We start from the raw sequence: 22,440 nt of genomic DNA, 5'->3' as shown, positions 1-22,440 counted from the left end.
CAAAACTTAGGTGTCTTGTGCAATACTCCGAGAAATTTGGAGGTGACCATGCAAGAGGTCCATATCTATAGCGCAAAGCGAAGCCCTATTGGCTCATTTAATGGGAGTTTGTCTAGCGTGCCGGCCACAACTTTGGGGAGTGTGGTGGGCGCACAAGCCCTGAAGGCTAGCGGATTTGATCCTAGCTTGGTAGATACCTGCATTGTGGGCAATGTGATCAGTGCCGGGCTCAAGCAAGCCCCTGCTAGACAGGTCGCCCTGAACGCCAATTTGCCCAAATCTGTGGGTTGCTTTCTGATCAACGAAGCCTGCGGGTCGGGTCTAAGAGCGGTGATGTTGGGCGCAGATAGCATCGCCTTAGGGCGGGCTCAAGTGGCTTTAGTGGGGGGGATTGAAAACATGAGTTTGGCTCCCCATTTGCTCATGGGCAGCAGGGGGGGCTTTAAAATGGGGGATACAAAATTAGAAGACAGTTTGTTTAAAGATGGTTTGTTAGACGCCTACCAACACGCCTTAATGGGGGATTTTGCCGAAGGGTGCGCTAAAAACCACCGCTTGAGTCGTGAAGAGCAAGACGCTTTTGCCAAGCATAGCTATGAAAAAGCCCTTAAGGCACTTGAAACTAAGGCTTTTGATTCTGAAATCGTGCCCATTAGCGTTAAGAGCAAAAAGGGGGAGGTGCTGGTGAGCCTAGATGAGGAGCCAGGCAAGGTGGATTTTGCCAAGGGGTTAAAACTCAAACCGGCCTTTGATAAGGAGGGCACCATCACCGCCTTTAATGCGAGCAAGATTAGCGATGGGGCGAGCATGCTAGTCATTGCTAGCCAGGAGCTAGCCAAAGACACTTCTGCCAAACCCTTAGCTAAGATTGTAGATTACAATTCATTTAGCCATGATCCCCATCTCTTCCCCATTGCCCCCGCCCCAGCCATTCAAAAGCTTTTAGAGAAAAACCACAAACAAGCTAGCGACATTGATCTCTATGAGATCAGCGAGGCCTTTGCAGTGGTGGGGATTTTAACCCAAAGGGAGCTAGGGCTCAAGGACGCACAGGTCAATGTGCATGGCGGGGCGATCGCTTTGGGCCATCCTATTGGGGCTAGTGGGGCGCGTATTCTGACTACTTTAGTGCATGCCCTCCATACCCATGACAAACACTTGGGCGTGGCGTGTCTGTGCGTGGGCGGGGGCGAGGCGGTGGCCATGCTCATTGAGCGACTTTAAAAGAAGGGAAATGCATGAATAAGGTAGTGGGCAGTATTGAGGAGGCCATTGCGGGCGTGCAAGATGGCATGACCATCATGTTTGGGGGCTTTGGGCTGTGTGGCATTCCAGAAAACGCCATTTTAGCCCTCAGCAAAAGCGGGGTGAAAGACATCACCTGCATTTCTAATAATCCCGGGGTGGATGATTTTGGGCTGGGTCTATTGGTCAAAAACAAACAGATCAAAAAGATGATCGCTAGTTATGTGGGCGAAAACGCCACCTTTGAGCAACAATTCTTAGCCGGCGAAGTAGAAGTAGAATTTAACCCCCAAGGTACTTTGGCCGAGCGCATTAGAGCGGGGGGGGCGGGCATCCCGGGCTTTTATACCCCCACCGGGGTGGGCACCATCATCGCTGAGGGTAAGGAGCATAAAGAGTTTAACGGGCGCACTTATATTTTAGAAACCGCGCTCAAAGCGGATTTTGCCTTCATCAAAGCCCAAAAGGCGGATTCGTATGGCAATCTCATCTTCAATAAAACCGCCATGAATTTTAACCCTATGATGGCCAAAGCGGCCAAAGTGAGCGTGGTAGAGGTAGAAGAGATTGTAGAAATGGGCGCGCTAGATCCCAATTTCATCCATGTCCCCGGGGTGTATGTGGATCGCATTTTCAAGGGGAACTTTGAAAAGCGTATCGAACAACTCACCCTCAAAAAAGCATAGGAGCGAACATGGAAGCAGGCTGGAGTCGCGAGCAGATGGCGCAAAAAGCGGTAGAGGACATTAAGGACGGGTATTCTATCAATCTGGGCATTGGGATCCCTACTTTGGTGGCTGATTTCATCCCTAAGAATATCCGCGTGATGTTGCAAAGTGAAAATGGGATGCTTGGCATGGGGCCTTTTCCTACGCAAGAACAAGTTGATGCGGATTTGATCAACGCGGGCAAACAGACGATCACACAGGGCATGGGGGCGAGCTATTTTAGCTCGGCCGAGAGCTTTGCGATGATTAGGGGTCAGCACATTGACTTGACCATTCTAGGGGCGATGGAGGTCTCTGCACAAGGGGACTTGGCTAGCTGGATGGTGCCGGGCAAACTGATTAAAGGCATGGGCGGGGCGATGGATCTGGTGGCGAGCGCGAAAAAAGTGATTGTGCTGATGCAACACACCGATAAAAAAGGTAATTGTAAGTTAGTTAAAGAGTGCTCATTGCCCCTAACAGGGCCTAAATGCGTCTCTAAGGTGATCACCAATTTAGGGGTGTTTGCCATTAAGGAAGGGAAGTTTATCCCCATAGAGTTGGCTCCGGGTGTAAATCATGCCCCACTCCCATAAATTTTAAGAAAGGACAATAATGAAGTATCTAGTCAATTTGGACAATGGCGGGACTCTCACAGACATTTGTGTGGTGCGTGGTTCAGAGGTGAGTTACACCAAGACTCTCACAACTCCGGTAGATCTGTCCGAGTGCTTTTTTAAAGGCATTACGCAAGCCAGCGAGGAGATTTATGGCAAGGATAGCTTGGCTAAGTTGTTGCACAACACCGATCTCATCCGCTACTCTTCCACGCAAGGGACAAATGCCCTAGTAGAACGCAAGGGACCCAAGTTGGGGCTTATTACCGATAACCACCAATTAGAAACAAACCTAACCGCCACGAAAAACCAACAAGATTTATTTAGCAGTTTGGTAGGCGATCGTCTATTTTTGTTAAACCATGTCAATGACGAGGGGATGGAGAGTGAGCTTGTTGCCGCTGTCAATACCTTGACCAACAAGGGAGCTGAACGGCTGGTGGTGGCCATCAAGGACCAGGAAGAGGAAAAATCTTTTAAACACACATTCTTGCTCCAATTCCCTAGACATTTGCTAGGCTCTGTGCCCGTGCTCTTTTCTTGGGAATTTACCCATGACACGAGTCGCACTAGGCGCATTTGGTCGGCCTTGCTCAATAGCTTTTTACACCCGACTATGGAGCGCTTTTTATACTCTGCCGAGCACCGCCTCAAAGCCCATAAAGTGAAAAACCCCTTGCTCATTTACCGCAATGACGGGGCTTCTTCGCGAGTGGCTAAATCTGTCGCGCTCAAAACCTACTCTTCGGGCCCTAGGGGGGGATTGAGGGCACTAAGGCTTTAGCTAAAGCCTATGGCTTTAACCATGTCTTGATGGTGGATGTGGGGGGCACGACTTCAGATGTGGGCGAAGTGTATCAGCATAAGATCAAAACCGAGAGGCGCGGGTCTGTGGAGGGGATTCAAATTTCCTTTGAACTCAGCGATGTGAAATCTTTTGGCGTGGGCGGGGGTTCGATCTTGCGTGTAGATGATAGGGGTGTTATTACCGTGGGCCCAGATAGCGTGGGGGCCGCTCCCGGGCCAGCCTGCTTTGGCTTTGGGGGCACAGAAGCGACTATGACCGATATAAACGTGGCTCTGGGTATCATCGATCCAGACACCTATTTGAATGGGCAACAAAAACTAGACAAACAACGCGCCATTCAGGTGATCACCGAGAAAATTGCTAAGCCTTTGGGTGTGAGTTTGGAAAAAGCCCTTTTTGCCACCCAAGAAGCCTACGCCCAAAAATTAGCCACATGCCTGAGTGCACATGTGCAAAAAGACACGGTGTTAGCTGCCTTTGGGGGCGGGGGACCTATGAGCGCGTGCTTGGCCGCGCGCAAAGCGGGGATCAAGCGCGTGATCGTGCCCAAACTCGCCGCGGTGTTTTCGGCTTATGGAATCAGCTTTTCAGATGTGGCGCAAACTTTTGAGCGCGACATCACCGGTTTGAACAAGTCTGAAATTGAGGCGATTCAAGCCCAAATGCATGAGCAAGCAAGACGACACATGTTCCAAGAGGGTTATAATTGGAGCGAATGCAAACACGAATGGAAAGTGGTGGTAGAAAATGCCGATGGGTCTGAAGATCATGTTACTCACCTAGATGACACCGCCCAAATCAATGTGGATCAAAAGCGCATTTTGGCTTACCATGTGCGCTATGAACTCTCCCACCCTAGCTTACGCGCCAGTTTGCCTAACCCCAAGATGCATGCTAAAATGAATGGTAGTCGTGAGGTGTTACAAGAGGGGGGGAAACACCCAACCCCCATAGTGATCTTACTAGAGCAACAGGCTGGCGCACACATGGAGGGTCCAGCCATTGTGGAGGGTCCCTATTTCACCACAAGAGTGCCTGAGGGGTGGGGCTTACTTGTAACCGACAATGGTGATTTAATCTTAGAAGACAAAGCTTAAGGAGTAAAACATGCGCGTTCCAATGACCGAGTATTTGATGATTGATCTAAACAGCGAGAGGTGGCTGTGCCGTGTGTGTGGGCATGACTTTGGGGATGCTCGGGACACTTACAAAAAGGGCACGCTGATCTACGATCGCAACCCGGAGGAGATTCACCCCCCCATCTTAGACCCCAAACGCTACCAATACACCTTTTCTCCCGATCCCAAATTCTGCCGGATCTATGAATACTACTGCCCCACCTGCGGGACTCAGATTGAAACCGAGTATGTCCCCCCCCACTACCCCCCCACCATTGACATGCTTTGGGACATTGACGACCTCAAAAGGCGTTGGGAAGAAATTGGGAAGGATCCCGAAACTTCCATCCATTATGGACCGGGCGAGAACGCCCAAGCCGATTTGCGCGCCAAGTTTGATAAAAAGTAAGGAGCTGGCATGAAACGCATTTCTGTAGACATTGGCGGGACTTTCACGGATTGTTTCTTTGCGTGGGATGGAAAGTACATTGAATCCAAATCCTTGACCACCCACCATAACCTCTCTTTGGGCTTTAACTCTGCCTTGGATAATGCCTGCAAAATGGCCGGGCTCACCCGCGAACAGGTGCTCAAAGAAGTGGATAGCGTGCGTTATGCGACCACTTTGGGTACGAACGCCTTGATTGAGGGCAAGGGTCCGCGCGTGGGTGCGATTGTAACACACGGCTTTGAGGACACCATCCACCTATCAAGAGGTAAGGGCTATGGGGAGGGCTTAGATGTTACCGAACAGGGCAATATGCCCAACGCCCAACGCCCCGATCCGATTGTGCCACGGCGCATGGTGCGCTCTGTCAAAGAGAGGGTGGATAGCGTGGGCGAGATTCTAGTGCCCTTGCAAAAAGAAGATGTGCGTAAGCAGGTGCGCGATTTGGTGGATAATGGCGCGCAAGCCATTGTGGTTGCGCTCACCAACGCCACCGAGAACCCCAGCCATGAGCAACTCGTGCTAGAAACCATTTTAGAGGAGTACCCTGCTCACGAACTGGGCGCAATCCCGGTGATTTTGAGTTCCCAAGTCTCTGGGCGCAAGGGTGAGTATGTGCGCGCCAACACCACTATCATTGATGCCTTTCTCTATGAAATCATGTTCCATGCCCTAAGCCAGCTGAGCTCCAACCTGCGCGATAGCGGGTATGGCAAGCCCATGCTGGTGATTCACAATAGCGGGGGGATGGCACAGAGCAACTCCACCGATAGCTTGCAAACCATCCACTCCGGACCAGTGAGTGGGGTGAGCGCCTCCCAGCACCTTTCAGAGACCACAGATATTGGTAATGTGGTGTGTATGGACATGGGCGGGACCTCCTTTGACATTGGGATTTTGCCCAAAGGGGGAGTGAAGCACTACGACTTCCAGCCCGTGATCTGCCGTTGGCTAGTAACTCTGCCCATGATTCACCTCAACACTCTAGGGGCAGGGGGAGGATCGATTGCCACCTACGATCGCATCCATAAGGCGGTTAAAATTGGCCCAGAGAGTGCCGGCTCCGATCCCGGCCCTGCTTGCTACGATCGTGGGGGGCTTAACCCCACAGTAACCGATGCGGACTTGTTGCTAGGCTACCTTGACCCTGAAAACTACGCCAACGGGGTGATCAAACTCAATCCCAAGCGATCTAAATTTGTCATTGAGGACAAGCTTTGCGACCCGCTGGATTTGGATGTCATTGAGGTGGCTAAGGTCATCAAGCGCACCGTGGATGAGCAAATGGCCATTGGCATTGAAATGGAGCTTAGAAAGAATGGGGGCAATGTGGATGAATTTACCATGGTGGCTTATGGGGGCAATGGCCCCTTGCATGCCTGCGGGATCGCCTACCATGCGGGGATTAATAAAATCTTGTTCCCTCCCTTTGCCTCTGTGTTTTCCGCTTTGGGAGCGGGCAATATGAAACCCTTGCACATCCATGAGAGGAGCGGTTATATCGTGCTTTATGAGCCCATTGAGCGCAAACTCTTTGATGAATACGAGCGCATGAACGAGTACATTGAGGAGTTAGAAAGACGGGGCAAGGAGGACTTGCGCCGTCAGGGTTATGACATCTCTGGCGTGCAACACCGCTTGGAGATGGATATGCGCTATGGCAACCAACGCGTTACGACCTCTGTGGTGCTAGACATCAACCGCTTTAACCATGTGGGCGATGTCTTGCGCGCGATTCGCACCTTCTCAGATGTCTATGCCAAACGCTATGGCAAGGGGGTAGAAGCCCCCGAGGCGGGTGTGCGCGTGCAAACCGTGCGCGTGGCGACCTTCATTGAAACCGATGTGGTACATTTTAAAGAACTCTACACCGATCGCAAGCGCACCGTGCCTAGCGCTAAGAGCCACCGCAAGGTGTATTTCGTGGATGAGAAAGAGCCCATTGAAACCCCCATCTATGATGAAAGCGTGCTGACAGCCGACTATGTGATCCACGGGCCTGCCATCATCACTACTAAGAGCACCACCTATTTGGTGGAGAAAAACTGGCGCATCGAACCCACCCCACAAGGGGCGGTTTGGTTGCTCAAAGACAATGTGAACGCAAAATAAGGAGACACCATGCCAACTAATAAAGGAACCCATGTAGAGGCCCACAAACACCCCCATGCCCACAGCCACCACAGCCACTCCCATACAAAAAAAGAATTGAGCGCGGAGGAGCAAGCATGGGTGGATGATTTTATGAACGAAACCACTCTCTTTTTAGGCCCTGATCCAAAAATCATGCGCCACCACTCCATTGCCAAGCGCACGCCCCTAGAAGAAGAAGTGCTTAAAAAAGGAGGCAATCCCTTGCTTTACGATCGGATTCGCCGCCGACTGAGCGGGTCGCTCGATGAAGCCTTTGAGATGTGCGAGAGCATGGGGGCAGCCCCGGGGGCCAAATGGGCGGATTTGTCCGTAGCGGTCTATACAGCAAGCGGGGATGTGTGCTACATGTCTAACCGCGGGGTGATCGCCTTTGCGGCTGTCTTGCACCACCCTATTCGCTACATCATGAAATATTGGAAAGACGAACCCACCGTGGGGATTCATCCCGGGGATGGTTTCTTCCACAATGACGCGCGCTTTGGATGCGTGCACAACACGGATCAATCCATGCTCACCCCGGTGATTAGAAATGGTGAGATCATCGCTTGGGTGGGCGCGACCATTCACGAGGGCGAAAATGGGGCGTGTGAGCCCGGGGGGATGCCCTCTGGTTCTGAAACCCCCTTTGATGATGGTTTGCGCGGGAGTCCCATGAAAATCGTCGAGCGGGGCAAGTTGCGTCGCGACTTGCTCACCTTTTTACAGCACTCCACGCGCGATCCAAAGCTGATGCTGGCTGACATTAAGGTCAAAATGGGGGCGGTGCGCCGAGTCATGGACATTGTGGATCGCATGATCGATGAGTACGGGATCGACGCCTTTGTGGGAGCGATTCGCATGACCGTGGAGGATGTAGAAAATGAAGTGCGCCGCCGCATTGCTGCTATGCCCGATGGCATGGTGACCGTGGAGCAATTTGTCGACTCCACCCTCAAAGAAAATATCTTGATCAAATTTGCTTGTAAAATCACAGTCAAGGGCGATCACATGACCGTGGATTTAAGGGGTTCGGGCAAAGAGATCATCAACCGCGCCATCAATTCGCCCCTAGCTTCTACCAAGGCCTTTTTCGCCCAAGCGATCTTAAACCACTGGTGGCCCGACTTGCCCCGCTCCACAGGCGCGCTCTCTCCCATTGAGATCATCTCAGATGAAGGCACTTGGGGGGATTGCTCTTATGACGCGCCCAATGGGCAAAACTTGCAAGCTTCTTTTAGGGCGTTTAGCGCGTTGCAAATCGCTTATGCTAAATTGCAATTTTCCATGCACACCAAGTACGCCAATGTCCTAGCCCCTTGGTTTAACCAGATCAACGACTTTTTATGGGGCGGGGAAACCCAACATGGCGAACAGGTGGGCAATCTATGCGCGGATTTGAATGGCATGGGCGGGGGGGCAAAAGCCTTTAGAGATGGCGAGGACGCAGTTGCACCCCTATTTTGCGCGATGGCAGACATTGGCGAACAAGAGGTGATGGAAGAGGAAGTGCCCTTTTTGCAGTTGGTGAGTAAGCGCGTGGTACGCGACAACCAAGGCTTTGGCAAGTACCGAGGGGGCATGGGCTATGAAATGATTGTCGCCGCACGCAACACGCCAGAGTGGGGCTTTATGACGGTTACCTCTGGGGCGAAGTTTTCTAGCGTGCCCGGGCTCTTTGGGGGCTATGGGTGTGCGACTTACCCCCTAGCGATGGTCAAGGGGATCAATATCTTTGAGATCATCAAGAAAAATCCCGAAGAGTTTGATCTCTCTATGGAGCGCGTGATGAATGAACGCCCCTTTAAGGGCGGGGTTTATACGACCTACCACATGGGCTTGCAATTTGACCGCTCCCAAGAGGGCGAATTGTATATGATCGCCCAAGGCTGTGGGGGCGGTTATGGGGATGTGCTGGAGCGCGACCCCGAGCTGGTCATGGAGGATTTGCAAATTGGGCGCATCTCTGAACATGTCGCCTCCAACATCTATAAGGTGGTGTGGGATAAAGAAACCTTTGTGGTGGATGAGGAAGCCACCGCCAAGTTGCGCGCCAATGAGCGCAAAGCCCGCCTCAAAAGAGGCTTGCCCTATGATGAGTTTGTCAAAAAGCATGTCAAGGACGAGCCACCCAAAGACCTTTACTATTATGGCTCTTGGGGCGAGGAAAACCCTGAGGAGTTGATCGCCACCGTGTGGGATCACCATGGCCCCAAACGAGTCAAAGGCAAACTCAAAGACATTCCGTTGGTGGTGATGCCCAACCGCCATGTGGTCAAGATCGCCCAGCTAGAAAAACGCGTGGAGGAATTAGAGATCAAGTACGAGGGTGGCATTAGACCTAAGTTGGTGTGAGATCAGAGAGGGGGAATTTTTGCTATAATCCCGCATTCTATCCAAAGGCAGAACATGTTGAATTCCCTCAAGGCTATCTTAAATAACCCCAATCCTACACAAACCAAGATCATCATGGATGCGCGGGCTTACGCCCACAAGGTGTTGATGCAAAACAAACCTTATCCATGGCATGACGCTACGCTGTACAGCAACTACATGAAGCAGGTGCATTCCTTGTTGCAAGCCGACGTGTTAGTGTTGCGCTTTGATAAAATGCTTGAAGAGGAGTTGAAAAATAACCGTGATTTGGTCGCCAAAATGGGCGAAAAACAACGCAGTGGTTATGCTTTAAAAGTTTTCATGGCAGATGAGGGACTCAAAGAGATCACCAGCTCCCTCATCAATACCGCCACAAACACCTTACATATCAGCATCATGACCCAACTCCCCTCTCCCTTAGCTTTGTTGCAAATGACGGCACGGGCAGTGGGCAAAGATCAGGATTTTGACGATGACTTGATTGAGAATGCCGGGATTTATTATGCCGACTGGTTGCGGTCCTATAAAGACTCTAAGGTAACAGGATTGCTCTTTGATGAGCGCGATCACACCCTTAAGCCCCAACACTACCAGCCTATCATTAACACCGCTAGTAACTATGATTGGGTAGTGGGCTTTAGGCGTGCCAGCGTGCTAGAGTTTATGGGTTATACCCAGTCCATCCCCATCTTAGATTCTACATTCTGGCTTGGAGAAGAGAGTGCTCCCTCCCCAGCCCCTCTCTTTTTTACAGAAATCCATCAGGATGCCACGCCTGAAAAGGTGCTTGAAAAACTCCATCAATTTTAATGTGTTTGGGTAGTTAAGCTAAAGGATTAGCCAAGAACTTTAGTTGGCAATCTGATTATGGAGTTGTTTGTGTTGTTTGGGGCTAAAGTCTTCACTCTCCACCACTAAGGCATTGTCATTAGAATATAGTCTAGTTGTGCGCCAATACTCTCTCTAGGCGCAATCACCACCCCTCTTAGCGTGTTGTTGATTTTGCTAACATCTCCCTTACAATACTCTAATTTCTCTTGGATACTCTCTAGGCTTTTTAACGTGTTGCTAGTTTCTGTGGTGCTTGAGCCCCCCTTTAAGCCCCTCTAAGAGTTGCTTAAAGCCTGCTTCTTGCTCTTGGGCTTTGGTGTAAATCCACTTGGCTTGATTTTTAAGTTCTGGGATACTTAAGGGGCTTGTTTGAGGGGTTGTGCTAAAATCGTCCTGGTTGGGTAAGAGAACATCATCGGCCTTTGGTTGCTCTGACACCGACTTACCCGTAAAGCTCGCATCGTCTCTGGTCTGCGCGCTCTCCAACGCTGTAAATCCCTCCTTGCTTCTTCTGTCTCTAAAACTTGTGAGAACAAACTTGTTATTCTCCCTCTCTTGCCCCAAACAACCACATCTGTAGGCGTAACAAGCTTGATTTTATTTTCTAATTCTTTGTAAAACTTCGCTTCTTGCACTATTCTAGGCAAATCATGGATAGACTCTAAAGCCTGTTGCTCTCCGTATTGCTGTGTCCTTCTCTCTAGGATGTGCGCTAGTCCTTTTTTAGAATCCCCCACACCAAATCAATATGAGAACTTTTAAATCCTCCACAACCCGCATGTGGCTAAATTGCCAAGCATGAAGCTCTTTGTAGGTTTCGCTAATGTGTAGAGTCTTACCACTTTCTAGGGGCTTGCTATAGTGTATTTCATCACCAAAAATGGTGCGTTTGGCTGTAGATAAGTGGCTGGTATAGTTGAGCACTTTCTTTAAATAAAGCCATTGTCCATGGCATTTTTAAGTTAAGAAACTCTGATTTGGCGTTGCAAGTTAAGGACATCAAAAATGGCAATGCGCACTAAGGGTTCCTCCACTAGGTGATGACTCATCGGGAGGTAATCCAACCCTTAATCTCTCTAATCAACGTTTTGGTGGCGTTGTCAAAGTCCCCTCTTTGGACTAGATGGTTGAGTTGCATTTTAAAGTCCTGCAATTTAAAGTGACTTTGATGTGGTATCTTAAAGCAACAGCTGGACAAAAGAGAGACAAAATACACTCCTCCTATGTTATGATCTAATAAACAATTAAAAGAGTTAACATGAACCTGTTTATCTTGAACGCTCCCTACTCCATGAGTCTTGAACAAGCACAAGCGGTCAATGTCTTAGCAACAAGCATAAAGCAAGGGGCGCGTTATCAAACTTTGATCGGGGTTACGGGTTCGGGCAAGACCTTTAGCATGGCGAATTTGATCGCGCGCTTGCAAATGCCCACTTTGATCATGAGCCATAATAAAACCCTCTGCGCCCAGCTTTATAGCGAGTTCAAAGGCTTCTTCCCTAAAAACCATGTAGAATACTTTATCTCTCACTTTGATTATTACCAGCCCGAGTCCTACATCCCTAGACGCGATCTATTCATAGAAAAAGACAGCTCCATCAATGAGGATTTAGAACGCCTGCGCTTGAGCGCGGTCACTTCGCTATTAAGCTATGATGATGTGATTGTGGTCGCTAGCGTGTCGGCTAATTATGGGCTGGGCAACCCGGGAGAGTATTTGAGCATGCTAGAAAAAATCCAAGTGGGGCAGGTGCGCCCTTATAAGCAATTCTTGCTCAAACTGGTAGAAATGGGTTATAGTCGCCAAGACATCTTAGAGCGGGGCAAGTTTAGGGCGGTGGGGGAGTGCGTGGATATTTTCCCCGCTTACAATGATGAAAACTTTATCCGTGTAGAATTTTTTGGCGATGAGATCGAGCGCATCACTAGCATGGACGCGTTAGAAAACACCCCCTTAAAGCAACTAGACTCTTACCCCCTCTATGCAGCAAACGCCTTTATTGTGAGCCCGGAGCGTTTGCAACAAGCCATTAAAGACATTGAGCAAGAATTGCAAGCGCGCCTAAGCTTTTTCAAACAAGCCCAAAAGCCCCTAGAGTATGAGCGCCTCAAAACCCGTACTGAATTTGATTTAGAAATGATTAGTGCCACAGGCATTTGTAAGGGCATTGAGAATTACGCGCGCCACTTCACGGGCAAACAAGAGGGGGAGACCCCCTATACCCTCATGGATTACTTCGCCCAAAAGCAACGCCCCTTTTTGGTGATCGTAGATGAGTCGCATGTGAGTCTGCCCCAATTTAGGGGGATGTATGCGGGGGACTTGAGCCGTAAGCAGGTCTTGGTAGATTATGGCTTTAGATTGCCTTGCGCGCTGGATAATCGCCCCCTTCAATACGAGGAGTTTATCGCCAAACCCCCCCATTTTCTCTTTGTCTCAGCCACCCCCAACCCCCTAGAATTAGAACTCTCACAAGGTCATATCGCTGAACAGATTATCCGCCCCACCGGGTTACTAGACCCCGAATACGAAGTGCGCCCTATTGCTAACCAAGTGCGGGATTTATACGAAACTATTAAAGAGGTGGTGGCAAGAAAAGAGCGCGTGCTGGTTACCACCTTGACTAAGCGCATGGCAGAGGAGTTATGCAAGCACTATTTAGAATGGGGCTTGAAGGTGCAGTATCTGCATAGCGATATTGATGCGATCGAGCGTAACCACTTGATTAGAGAGCTTAGATTAGGGGTTTTTGATGTGCTCATTGGGATCAACTTATTAAGAGAGGGGCTAGACTTGCCAGAAGTCTCTTTAGTGGCGATCTTGGACGCGGACAAAGAAGGCTTTTTGCGCAGTGAAACCAGCTTAATTCAGACAATGGGGCGCGCCGCACGGCATGTACATGGCAAGGTGATCTTTTATGCAGACAAGATCACAGCAAGCATGCAAAGGGCGATGCAAATTAGCGATGAGAGACGAGCTAAACAAAAAGCCTTTAACTTAGAACATGGCATTGAGCCTAAGAGTGTGCAAAGGCATGTTGAAGAAGAGTTGATCGATAGCCTGCCTGCCAAACCCAAACGCTCCAAAGCCCTAGAAAAAATGCCTAAGAGCGAAAAGGATCGCTTGATCAAAACTTTAAGAGCGCAAATGCAACAACGCGCTAAAGTGCTGGACTTTGAAGAGGCGGCAAGATTGCGCGATGAGATCGCACGGATTAGAGGGTTGTAGTGTGGTGAAAAAATTCTAGCAAAGTTTTGTGCAAAATCCCCGCACTTCTTTATCTAAAGCTAAAATGTCCTCAAGAGTGCTTAAGCTTTGTGTGTCTCTCTCAAAATGCTCCAAGGCTTGGAACATGAGGTTAGCCATTTGTCCAAAAGCGATCTTTTTTGCCCTAAAGGCTTGCAAGGTGGCTTCATTGCTGGCATTGAGCACTACACCTAGTTTAGGGCGTACTAAAAGCGTGTCTTTGAGTGCCCATAGAGGGTAGCGCGCTGTGTCAATGGGCTCAAAGCTAAGTGGGGGCAGACTGAGTAAGTCTAGGGGCTCAATTAGAGGAGTTTGGCAAGCTAAAGAGGGCATGAGCGCATGGGCGATGGGTAGTTGCATGTTGGGGCTAGAGAGTTGGGCATGCACGCTGTGATCTTTAAAGCAAATGAGAGCATGCACGCTGGAGGTGCGCTCAATGCAAGCATCGATGTTAGTCAGTCCAAAAAGCCAATGCGCCTCCAGCACTTCAAAAAGCTTATTGACCATGTTGGCCGAATTGATCGTGATGGGCGCGCCCATTTGCCAATTAGGGTGTTGCAAGACCTTTTCTAGGCTTTGATACGGGATATCAGCAAGGGGCACATCACGCAAAGCCCCCCCGCTGGCGGTTAAATACAGCATTTGGACATGCTCTAAGGGGTGTTTTTGCAACAACGCCCACAAGCCAAAATGCTCGCTATCGATGGGTAAAATCTGTTTGGTGTCTAAAAGCCAGCCTGCTACCACTAAGGACTCTTTATTGGCGAGGGCTAGTTTTTTGTGGTGTTGCAACGCACTTAGAGTGGGGGCTAACCCCCCAAAGCCTACGATTGCATTTAATACAAGGCTTGCTTGGGAGCAAGCGATCATTTCACAAATCCCTTGAGGGCCTACAAAGACCTCAACTCCTTGAGGCACTTGCAATAAAGATCGATCATGTGGATCTAAAATCGCCACTTGGCTAGGTTGGTGGGTTTTGATTTGGGCGTTTAAAAGGGGTATGTTACGCCCCGCACTCAAGCCCTCGATCTTAAGGTTAAGGCGTTGCGCCACTTGGAGGGCTTGCACGCCAATAGAACCCGTGCTCCCTAAAATTAGCATAGAGGACATCTGTTGGTCAAAATAACAACAAAAAGTGTAAGGACATCGCTCCAAAGAGCATGGCATCAAAACGATCCAACATGCCACCGTGCCCGGGTAAAATATGCCCACTATCCTTCACGCCCACCCGCCTTTTTAAATAACTCTCATATAAATCGCCCAAAATAGAACTCAGAGCCGTGAGCGCGCTAATGCCCAGTGCGGGTAAAAATTTCCCACTCTCTACACTCTCGATGCCCACAATCCCCCCAATCAAACTAGAGAAAACAAATCCAATCAAAGCCCCCTCCAGACTTTTATTGGGTGAAGCCGCACTTAAGGGCGTGGTCCCAAAGAGTCGCCCGCCAAAATACGCCCCCACATCAGCCACCACCACCACCACCACAAGCCAAACCACTGCACTCACGCCAAAATCTTTAAAAAGCGCAAAGAGAGATAAAAAGGGCACAGCTGGATAGATCAGGACATAAGTTTTTTGCATGTTGGAGGTGCGGTAGGCTAACACCCCGGCCAAGAGCATGCCCACAAACAAAACGCTCTCTACGGGGCGTTGGTTAAAGTAGCCTAAAACCCACACCAACACGGCAATCAAATAATAGAACTTATTGAAACCAAAATTATATATCTTCTGGTGCAAGCGCAGAGTTTCATGGAAACAGACCAAAAAAATCACCCCCAATACCCCCCAAAAAACCAGCAGATCGTTGAGATAAAACACAACAATGGCTAAAAGAATGAGAAACGCCCCTGTGATATAGCGTGTCTTGTCGGCTAAAATTTTACCTTTAAAATCTTTCATGTCCGCCTCCTAGCGCACAAAAATTTGAGCTATTGCTGTGTAAGTAACAAGGCTAATCAACCCAATCCCCATCATATTGAGCCAAAAGCCCGCTTTAATCATGTCCCTCATTTGGATATACCCCGATCCATAGGCGATTGCATTGGGGGGTGTGGCTACAGGTAACATAAAAGCACAAGTAGCCGCTAGGGCAACGGGAATGGTCAGCAAGAGGGTATGCACACCACTATAACCCATCCCAATGGCTACGCCCCCAATCACGGGTAAGAAGGCTGCAGCGGTGGCGGTGTTGGATGTGATCTCGGTTAAAAAGATCACCATGGAGGTCACCAACACAATCAAAAGCAACAAGGGAACATGCCCTAAGAGCGCGACTTGGTGCCCAATCCACAGGGAAAGCCCGGTTTTGCCAAATTGTGCGCTTAGAGCCAATCCTCCACCAAAGAGCAAGAGCACATCCCAAGGTAGCTTACGCATATTCCCCCAATCAATCAAGCGGCCCTTTGGGGTGGGGATGATAAAGAGCAACACCGCCACAGCCATCGCGATAATGGAATCGATATTGGCGATCTTGTGCCCCAAAGATTCCAATAAATGCCCTAAAAAAATCCAGCTCAAAGAGGCTAGAGCAAATAGACAAGCGACCCAAATCTCCCCAGAACTCATTTTGCCTAATTTTTGCAACTCCAAGCGGATCAAATCCTTGCCCCCGGGGATATTTTTAATTTTAATGGGAAAAATCACATAGGTTAAAAGCACCCATGCACCTAAGAGCATCATCAAAGAGAGGGGCACGCCCAAGAGCATCCACTTACCAAAATCGATCTTGACATGCATAGCCTCTTGCATGTAGCCGGCTAAAAGGGCGTTGGGCGGTGTGCCAATGAGAGTGCCTAGCGAACCTATCGAGGCGCTATAGGCAATGCCCAACATCAAGCAAACACTAAAGTTAGTGCGGTAAATGGGGGTGCCGGGTATATCTGCCCCCTTGCTGGCAATGGTATTAAGTGCACCCCCTTGTGTGGCTTTGTAAGAGAGCGGATCGGTCTCTGGGCTGGTCTGGCACTGCTCTTGCTTGAGCAATTTGGCCACTAGGTGCAGCACGCTAAGTCCTACTGGCATCATCATCACCGCTGTGGCGGTGTTAGAAACCCACATGGATAAAAATGCGGTCGCCAGCATAAAACCTATGACCAAGCCTCTAGGGCTTGTACCCACTAACAAGATGATGTTAAGAGCGATTCGGCTATGCAAATTCCATTTTTGCATAGCCATTGCCAGCACAAAGCCTCCCATGAACAAAAAGATAATGGGCGAGCCATAAGAAGCCCCAACATCCTTAAAGCTAGCTACCCCCAAGAGGGTAAAAAGTACAAGGGGCAAAAGGGCGGTGGCGACCAATTCAATCGCCTCGCTCATCCACCACACGCCCATTAAGATCGCAACACTGGCGACAATGGGCATGGCTTCAATTTTAAGTTTGGGTTGGTTGAGAGTTTGGGTGATACTCTCTAGGTGGCTGGACATGGCAAAATAAACCAGCAGGGCTAAGATAATCCCCCCCCAAAAACCAATCCATGGAATCCAACGGCTATACCTGAATGCATCTGTGTCTGACATTTGTCTCCTCAAAAAAAAGATCCTCAAAAAAAAGAAGTATATGCAAATTGCATAAATACGAGGTTTAATGTTTCATATGAGATATCGCTTATAAGAAGAATTTACTCACTCTACCACAATATAATCGCAATGGGTGGGATTTTTGCCAAAAGTGGCTAAACGCCCGGGCATCTTGTGTTGCTGAAAATATGCCATCTTGTGTTAGACTAACTGGGATACTGGGTGGTCAAATTTGAAAATGGGGGATTCCCTTGTTAGCAAGATGGGTTTTAAGGGGTGTTTGGGGCTTTTTATTGGGGCTTGTGCTGGCAGAAAGTCTGTGGTCTGGAAACAACACCCCAGCCATTAACAACCCACGAATCAAGTATCTTCAAGAGGAATATTGGCGTATTGAAAAAACATTAAATTCTGGCGACAATATTTGGCTCAAAAAGTTTAGCAATGTTGAAAATTATGAACAAGTCTATGAACAGATCCAACAGATCCAACACCGGTTAAAAGTTATGAAAAGCAAAAAGGACACCAATACCCTTAAAATCAACACCCTTGAGCGTACTTTGCAAGCCCTCAAACACCAAGAGGATCTTTTGGAGCAATACAAAGTTAATCCTTTCAAAGAGCTCGTTGAAAAACCCCAGATCAGCAATATTCCCAGTATCACAAACCCGATTGCCATTGTAACCGGAATTTCTTTTATTAAACAGATTAAAGCCAAATACACCACCATGAAGCACCACCAGCAAAGTTTGGCAAATGTCTTGGACTTAATCGATCAAGAATTATACACCCTCACCCAACTGGATTTGTTGCAAAGAGAAGGCATGTATGATCTCTTTAAAGACAATGATCTTTCCAAGAAGATTTACCAAGAGCAGGCGAAAAAAATCGAATTACAGGGGGCGCAGAGTCTTTTAAAAACCAGCATTGATATTTATGCCAAAGACATTGAGGAAGTGAGCCTAAATATCAAGTCCCAGATCAAGGATCAAATCTTTAAGCTAGCCTATGTGATCTTAATTGCTTTGGGGAGCATTGTTTTAGCGTGGGTGTTGAAAATCATTAGCCATAAGTACGTGCATAGCAATGAGCGTGCCTACACGATCAACAAGGCGATCAACTTTATCAACGCTAACATCATCATTTTAATTTTCTTGTTTGCTTACTTAGAGAATGTGTCTTATTTGGTAACCGTGCTAGGCTTTGCTAGTGCCGGGCTAGCCATTGCCATGCGGGATTTGTTCATGAGCTTGCTAGGCTGGCTAACCATTATGATCGGGGGAAATGTGCATGTGGGGGATCGGGTAAAAGTCTCCAAAGAGGGGAATACCTATGTGGGCGATGTGCTGGACATTTCCATGCTCTATATCACCATTTTAGAAGATGTAACCCTAACCAGTTACAAAGAAAATGATTACCGCGCCGGACGCATCATTTTTATTCCTAATAACTACATTTTTACAAATCTATTCGCCAACTATAGCCATTTTGGCATGAAAACCGTTTGGGATGGAATCGATTTTTTCATCACCTTTGACTCCAACCACAAAAAGGCGATGCAAATTGCCCTAGACATCGCCAACACACACGCTAAGCAATATACCGAGATGACCTATAAACAAATGAACAGCATGCGCACCAAATATTCTCTACGCAACACCAGTGCTAACCCTAGAGTGTTCATGGCCTTAGAAAAAGACGGGATACATATCTCGGTGTGGTATCAAACTAACTCCTATGCCACACTGGTGCTCAAATCTAAGATCTCAGCAGGTATTATAGACGCGCTGTTAAAAGAGCCCGATATTTTTGTTGCTTACAGCACGACCAAGATCATTAGAGATTATGCAGATGGTTTTGCTAATAAAAATATGACTAGGAAACCCGATGAAACAGAAAGTCTATTTTAAAACTTTTGGTTGCCGCACGAATTTATTTGATACCCAAGTGATGTTGGCGCATTTGAAAGCTTTTGAGCGTGTGGATTGCGAACAAGAAGCCGATATTGTAGTGCTCAATTCCTGCACGGTAACTAATGATGCCGATTACAGCGCGCGCGCCTATGCTAAAAAAATGCATGCTTTGGGTAAGCGGGTATTTTTTACCGGCTGTGGGGCTAATACGCAAGGGCACAGACTCTTTAAGAGCGGGCATGTTTTTGGCGTATTTGGGCACGACCACAAAACACAGATCGATGGTTTGTTACAACAGGAAAAGAGTTTTTTTTATGAGGACAAGCAAGAAAAACTCGATCAAAGCTTGCTACAAGAATTTGTGGGCAAAACCCGTGCTTTTGTGAAAATCCAAGAGGGGTGTGATTTTAAATGCAGTTATTGCATCATCCCCTCTGTGCGGGGTAAATCCCGCAGCTTGTCAGAAAATCAGATTTTAGAGCAATGCCAAGTGTTAGCCCAAAGCGGGGTGTTAGAAGTCGTGCTCACCGGCACCAATGTGGGGAGTTATGGCAAGGACACCAAGAGTAACATGGCCGGTTTGATTAAAAAAATTGCCCAAAACACGCCCATTAAACGCATACGCATTGGTAGCCTAGAGCCTAGCCAAATTGATGCCGAGTTTTTAGAATTGCTCGATCACCCCATTTTAGAGAAGCATTTGCATATCGCCTTGCAACACAGCCATGACTCTATGTTAAAGCGCATGCGGCGGGTTAATCGGGTCAAGAGCGATCGCGTGCTTTTCGAACATATTGCCTCTAAGGGTTTTGCATTGGGGACAGATTTTATTGTGGGGCATCCTTTTGAGGATGAGCCCACATGGCAACAAGCATGGGAGAATTTTAAACAACTCCCTTTAACCCACATCCACCCTTTTATCTATAGCCCCCGTGCAGGCACGCCATCAAGCACCATGCCAAATCGGATTAATGGCAGTGTAGCGAGAACCCGCTTGAATCAAATTAAACATTACGTGCAGGGCAATAACCTAGCCTTTAGGCAAGCCTTGCGCGTGCAGGGGCAAGTCTTAGAAGTGTTGGTAGAAAGTTACAAAGAGAGCTATTACTATGGGCATGACCAATATTTTAACCCAATTAAAATCCAAGCTAGCCAAGATTTATGCGGGCAATGGGTGGAGTTTAGAGATTATGAAGTTTTGGAGGATGGCAACTATGCGGCGTTTTAAAAAGGTCGCTATTGGCACGCTGGTGATTTTAGTCGGCGTGATTTTTGTGCTCTTTTTGATTTTGAGAGAGCCCACTAAGCTGGTGAGCATCCAAGATTTTAATGCCTTATTGCATTCAGATAAAATCCAAAGTATCAAGATGGATGATCGCTATATTTATTTGAAGGTGGATTTTAAGATTTACAAGACTGCGCGGGTGGGCTGGAAAGATTCTTTGCAGTTTCCGACCAATATCCCCATTGAGATTTTAGAGGAGGATAACACCACCCAGCAAATCCTCGATTTTGTAATCATCTTCTTTTTTCTTGTTCTTTTGGCACTCATTTTGCGCTTTGCTTGGAACAAAAAGAATTACCCTGTGCAAACTTCCTATGACAATGTGCTCAAAGCCCAAAGCCCGCCCATGCCCTCTTTGCATGCCACTTTGCCTAGCGTGCGCTTTGAAGATGTGGCGGGCACTAAAGAAGTTAAAGAAGAGCTTTATGAGATCGTAGATTATCTCAAAAACCCCAAGAAATACCAAGATTTAAAGATCAAACTCCCTAAAGGCGTGCTCTTGGTGGGCCCCCCGGGGGTGGGCAAGACGATGATTGCTAAAGCCCTAGCCTCTGAAGCTAAAGTGCCCTTTTTTTACCATAGTGGGAGCGCGTTTGTACAAATCTATGTGGGCGTGGGGGCTAAAAGAGTGCGCGAACTCTTTGCTAAGGCGAAGGCTTTTAGCCCCTCGATTGTCTTCATTGATGAGATCGACGCAGTGGGCAAAGCTAGGGGGCATCAGCGCAATGATGAGAGAGAAGCCACGCTCAACCAGCTTTTAACTGAAATGGATGGCTTTGAGGAAAGCGCACAGGTGATTGTGATCGGGGCGACTAATAAGATCGATGTGATGGATGAGGCCTTGCTACGCAGCGGGCGTTTTGATCGGCGTATTTTTATCTCTCTGCCCGATTTAGAAGAACGCATACAGATTTTGGATTCTTATCTCAAAGACAAGCAACATAGCCTAGATTGTAAAGAGGTGGCTAAAATCTGCGTGGGCTTTAGCGGAGCAATGCTCTCTTCTTTAGTCAATGAGAGCGCGCTCAACGCGCTTAGGCATAACGCCCAAATCATCACCATGAAGGACATTTTAGAGGTCAAGGATAAGATCGCCTTTGGTAAGAAGAAAAATGCCGCTTTGAGCGAGCAGGAAAAAAATCTCTATTCTCTATACCAAAGCGCGAAGGCATTTAGTGCCTACTGGCTAGATGTGGATTTTGATAAGGTCTTATTGGTGGGGGATTTTTTGATTGCTAGCGATCAAAAGGTGCGTAGCCAAAGTGAGATGAATAATAGTATTAAGGTGTATCTGAGTGGGATGATCATCTTAGAGTTGTTTTTTCAAGAGCACTACACCTTAGCTAAAGACGATCTCAAACACGCCTTTGAAATCGCCAAGCGCATGTGTGAGGATTATGCGATGGGGCATAAATTCATCGGGGATCGCGCGGATATGGAAGCGTTGCTAGGCACGCTACATAAGGAACAAAAGGAATTTTTGGGCAATTCTAAAATGCAGGTAGAAGCCATTGCTAAAGTACTCTTGGAAAAAGAAAAACTCTCCAAAACCCAAATGCAAGAAATCTTGCGCTCCTTTGTGTGATGGTGGGGCGTTATTTTAGTGGCTTTGGTTTTCAGCGGGAAGAATGGCTTTTTGAGTCGATTTTAAAACCATGCGGACTCTATGATGTGGCTGGCTTTAGCTATGGGGCAATTTGTGCGCTAGAGTATGCTTGTGAGCAAGTTAAGCAAAACAAACGCATACAACGCCTAGTGTTGATTGCCCCCTGTATGCTCGCCCACAAAAGCCAAGCCTTTAAAAATTTACAGCTCAAAGCCTACCAACAAAACCCACACGCCTACATGCAAGCCTTTTTTGAGAAAATCGGCTGGAGCGCGCTCTTAGCACAAGACCCCAGTTTAGCGCGTTATACGCATTTAGGCAGCTTGCAAGATTTACAAATTTTGCTCAACTACCACTATGCCCCTGAAAAGCTAGAGTTTTTATGCGCTAGGGGAGTGCGTTTGGAGGTCTTTATCGGATTGGAAGATGCGATCATGGACGCTAAAGCTTTGTGCGTCTTTTTTAGAAATTATGGCTGTGTGTGGCAGTTTAAGGGAGCTAATCACTTATTAATAAAAGCAAAAAAATAATAAACATTGGGTTATGATTTATCAATTTCCGTTATAGCAAAACCACTTAATCCCCACACGAC

The 22,440-nt window shown here is 48.0% G+C and carries 16 protein-coding genes and 1 pseudogene; 13 read left to right on the top strand and 4 right to left on the bottom strand.

Features of this window, described 5'->3' with window-relative positions; genetic code table 11:
• Nucleotides 1-48 precede the first annotated feature (48 nt).
• The 8 genes and pseudogenes from EAO36_RS01955 to EAO36_RS01920 all read left to right on the top strand — a co-directional run bounded on the left by EAO36_RS01955 (nt 49) and on the right by EAO36_RS01920 (nt 10,259).
• Complete coding sequence (locus tag EAO36_RS01955) at nt 49-1,224, top strand: thiolase family protein (RefSeq protein ID WP_120955634.1); 1,176 nt, start codon at nt 49-51, stop codon at nt 1,222-1,224.
• Nucleotides 1,225-1,238: 14 nt separating this feature from the next.
• Nucleotides 1,239-1,931 (top strand): CoA transferase subunit A, encoded by a 693-nt coding sequence (locus EAO36_RS01950; RefSeq protein ID WP_120955633.1) that lies wholly within the window; start codon nt 1,239-1,241, stop codon nt 1,929-1,931.
• Nucleotides 1,932-1,939: 8 nt separating this feature from the next.
• Complete coding sequence (locus EAO36_RS01945) at nt 1,940-2,548, top strand: 3-oxoacid CoA-transferase subunit B (RefSeq protein ID WP_120955632.1); 609 nt, start codon at nt 1,940-1,942, stop codon at nt 2,546-2,548.
• 19 nt (nt 2,549-2,567) lie between these two features.
• Nucleotides 2,568-4,474: pseudogene (locus EAO36_RS09015) on the top strand (hydantoinase/oxoprolinase family protein).
• Nucleotides 4,475-4,484: 10 nt separating this feature from the next.
• The gene (locus tag EAO36_RS01935; protein ID WP_120948127.1) at nt 4,485-4,904 is read left to right on the top strand and encodes an acetone carboxylase subunit gamma; all 420 of its coding nucleotides are present in this window, start codon (nt 4,485-4,487) and stop codon (nt 4,902-4,904) included.
• Nucleotides 4,905-4,913: 9 nt separating this feature from the next.
• A complete protein-coding gene (locus EAO36_RS01930; protein ID WP_120955631.1) occupies nt 4,914-7,055 on the top strand; it encodes a hydantoinase/oxoprolinase family protein in 2,142 nt (713 codons plus the stop codon).
• Between the two features lie 9 nt (nt 7,056-7,064).
• Entirely contained in the window at nt 7,065-9,428 is a 2,364-nt protein-coding gene (locus EAO36_RS01925; RefSeq protein ID WP_205586155.1) for a hydantoinase B/oxoprolinase family protein, read from the top strand.
• Between the two features lie 54 nt (nt 9,429-9,482).
• On the top strand, nt 9,483-10,259 hold the full coding sequence (locus EAO36_RS01920) for a hypothetical protein (RefSeq protein WP_120948125.1): 777 nt from the start codon (nt 9,483-9,485) through the stop codon (nt 10,257-10,259).
• A 258-nt stretch (nt 10,260-10,517) separates the two neighbouring features.
• Here the strand turns inward: EAO36_RS01920 and EAO36_RS01915 are convergent, their stop codons facing one another.
• On the bottom strand, nt 10,518-10,766 hold the full coding sequence (locus EAO36_RS01915) for a hypothetical protein (RefSeq protein ID WP_120948124.1): 249 nt from the start codon (nt 10,764-10,766) through the stop codon (nt 10,518-10,520).
• Between the two features lie 772 nt (nt 10,767-11,538).
• On the opposite strand from EAO36_RS01915, the gene uvrB reads away from it, so the two are divergent.
• Entirely contained in the window at nt 11,539-13,509 is a 1,971-nt protein-coding gene (gene uvrB, locus EAO36_RS01905; protein WP_120955630.1) for an excinuclease ABC subunit UvrB, read from the top strand.
• 15 nt (nt 13,510-13,524) lie between these two features.
• Here the strand turns inward: uvrB and dxr are convergent, their stop codons facing one another.
• The 3 genes from dxr to EAO36_RS01890 are packed head-to-tail and all read right to left on the bottom strand — an operon-like array spanning nt 13,525 to nt 17,047.
• A complete protein-coding gene (gene dxr, locus EAO36_RS01900) occupies nt 13,525-14,628 on the bottom strand; it encodes a 1-deoxy-D-xylulose-5-phosphate reductoisomerase (RefSeq protein WP_162983074.1) in 1,104 nt (367 codons plus the stop codon).
• Between the two features lie 16 nt (nt 14,629-14,644).
• Nucleotides 14,645-15,427, bottom strand: a complete 783-nt coding sequence (locus tag EAO36_RS01895; protein WP_120948120.1) for a phosphatidate cytidylyltransferase — start codon at nt 15,425-15,427, stop codon at nt 14,645-14,647.
• Between the two features lie 9 nt (nt 15,428-15,436).
• Nucleotides 15,437-17,047 carry an SLC13 family permease gene (locus EAO36_RS01890; RefSeq protein ID WP_120948119.1) on the bottom strand — a complete coding sequence of 537 codons (1,611 nt, stop codon included), beginning with the start codon at nt 17,045-17,047 and terminating at the stop codon, nt 15,437-15,439.
• Nucleotides 17,048-17,364: 317 nt separating this feature from the next.
• On the opposite strand from EAO36_RS01890, the gene EAO36_RS01885 reads away from it, so the two are divergent.
• Genes EAO36_RS01885 through bioV form a run of 4 tightly spaced genes read left to right on the top strand, consistent with a single transcriptional unit; the run spans nt 17,365 to nt 22,378 of the window.
• Entirely contained in the window at nt 17,365-18,954 is a 1,590-nt protein-coding gene (locus EAO36_RS01885; protein ID WP_235852236.1) for a mechanosensitive ion channel family protein, read from the top strand.
• Entirely contained in the window at nt 18,932-20,185 is a 1,254-nt protein-coding gene (mtaB, locus tag EAO36_RS01880) for a tRNA (N(6)-L-threonylcarbamoyladenosine(37)-C(2))-methylthiotransferase MtaB (protein ID WP_120955629.1), read from the top strand. Before EAO36_RS01885 ends, mtaB begins: the two co-directional genes overlap by 23 nt.
• The gene (locus EAO36_RS01875; protein ID WP_185962950.1) at nt 20,172-21,827 is read left to right on the top strand and encodes an AAA family ATPase; all 1,656 of its coding nucleotides are present in this window, start codon (nt 20,172-20,174) and stop codon (nt 21,825-21,827) included. Before mtaB ends, EAO36_RS01875 begins: the two co-directional genes overlap by 14 nt.
• Nucleotides 21,827-22,378 (top strand): pimelyl-ACP methyl ester esterase BioV, encoded by a 552-nt coding sequence (gene bioV / locus EAO36_RS01870; RefSeq protein ID WP_120948116.1) that lies wholly within the window; start codon nt 21,827-21,829, stop codon nt 22,376-22,378. The genes EAO36_RS01875 and bioV overlap by 1 nt, the downstream gene beginning before the upstream one ends.
• Nucleotides 22,379-22,440 lie beyond the last annotated feature (62 nt).

Source organism: Helicobacter mehlei (genome assembly GCF_003660265.1).
GTDB lineage: Bacteria > Campylobacterota > Campylobacteria > Campylobacterales > Helicobacteraceae > Helicobacter > Helicobacter mehlei.
This window is presented reverse-complemented; position numbering and strand designations above follow the sequence as displayed.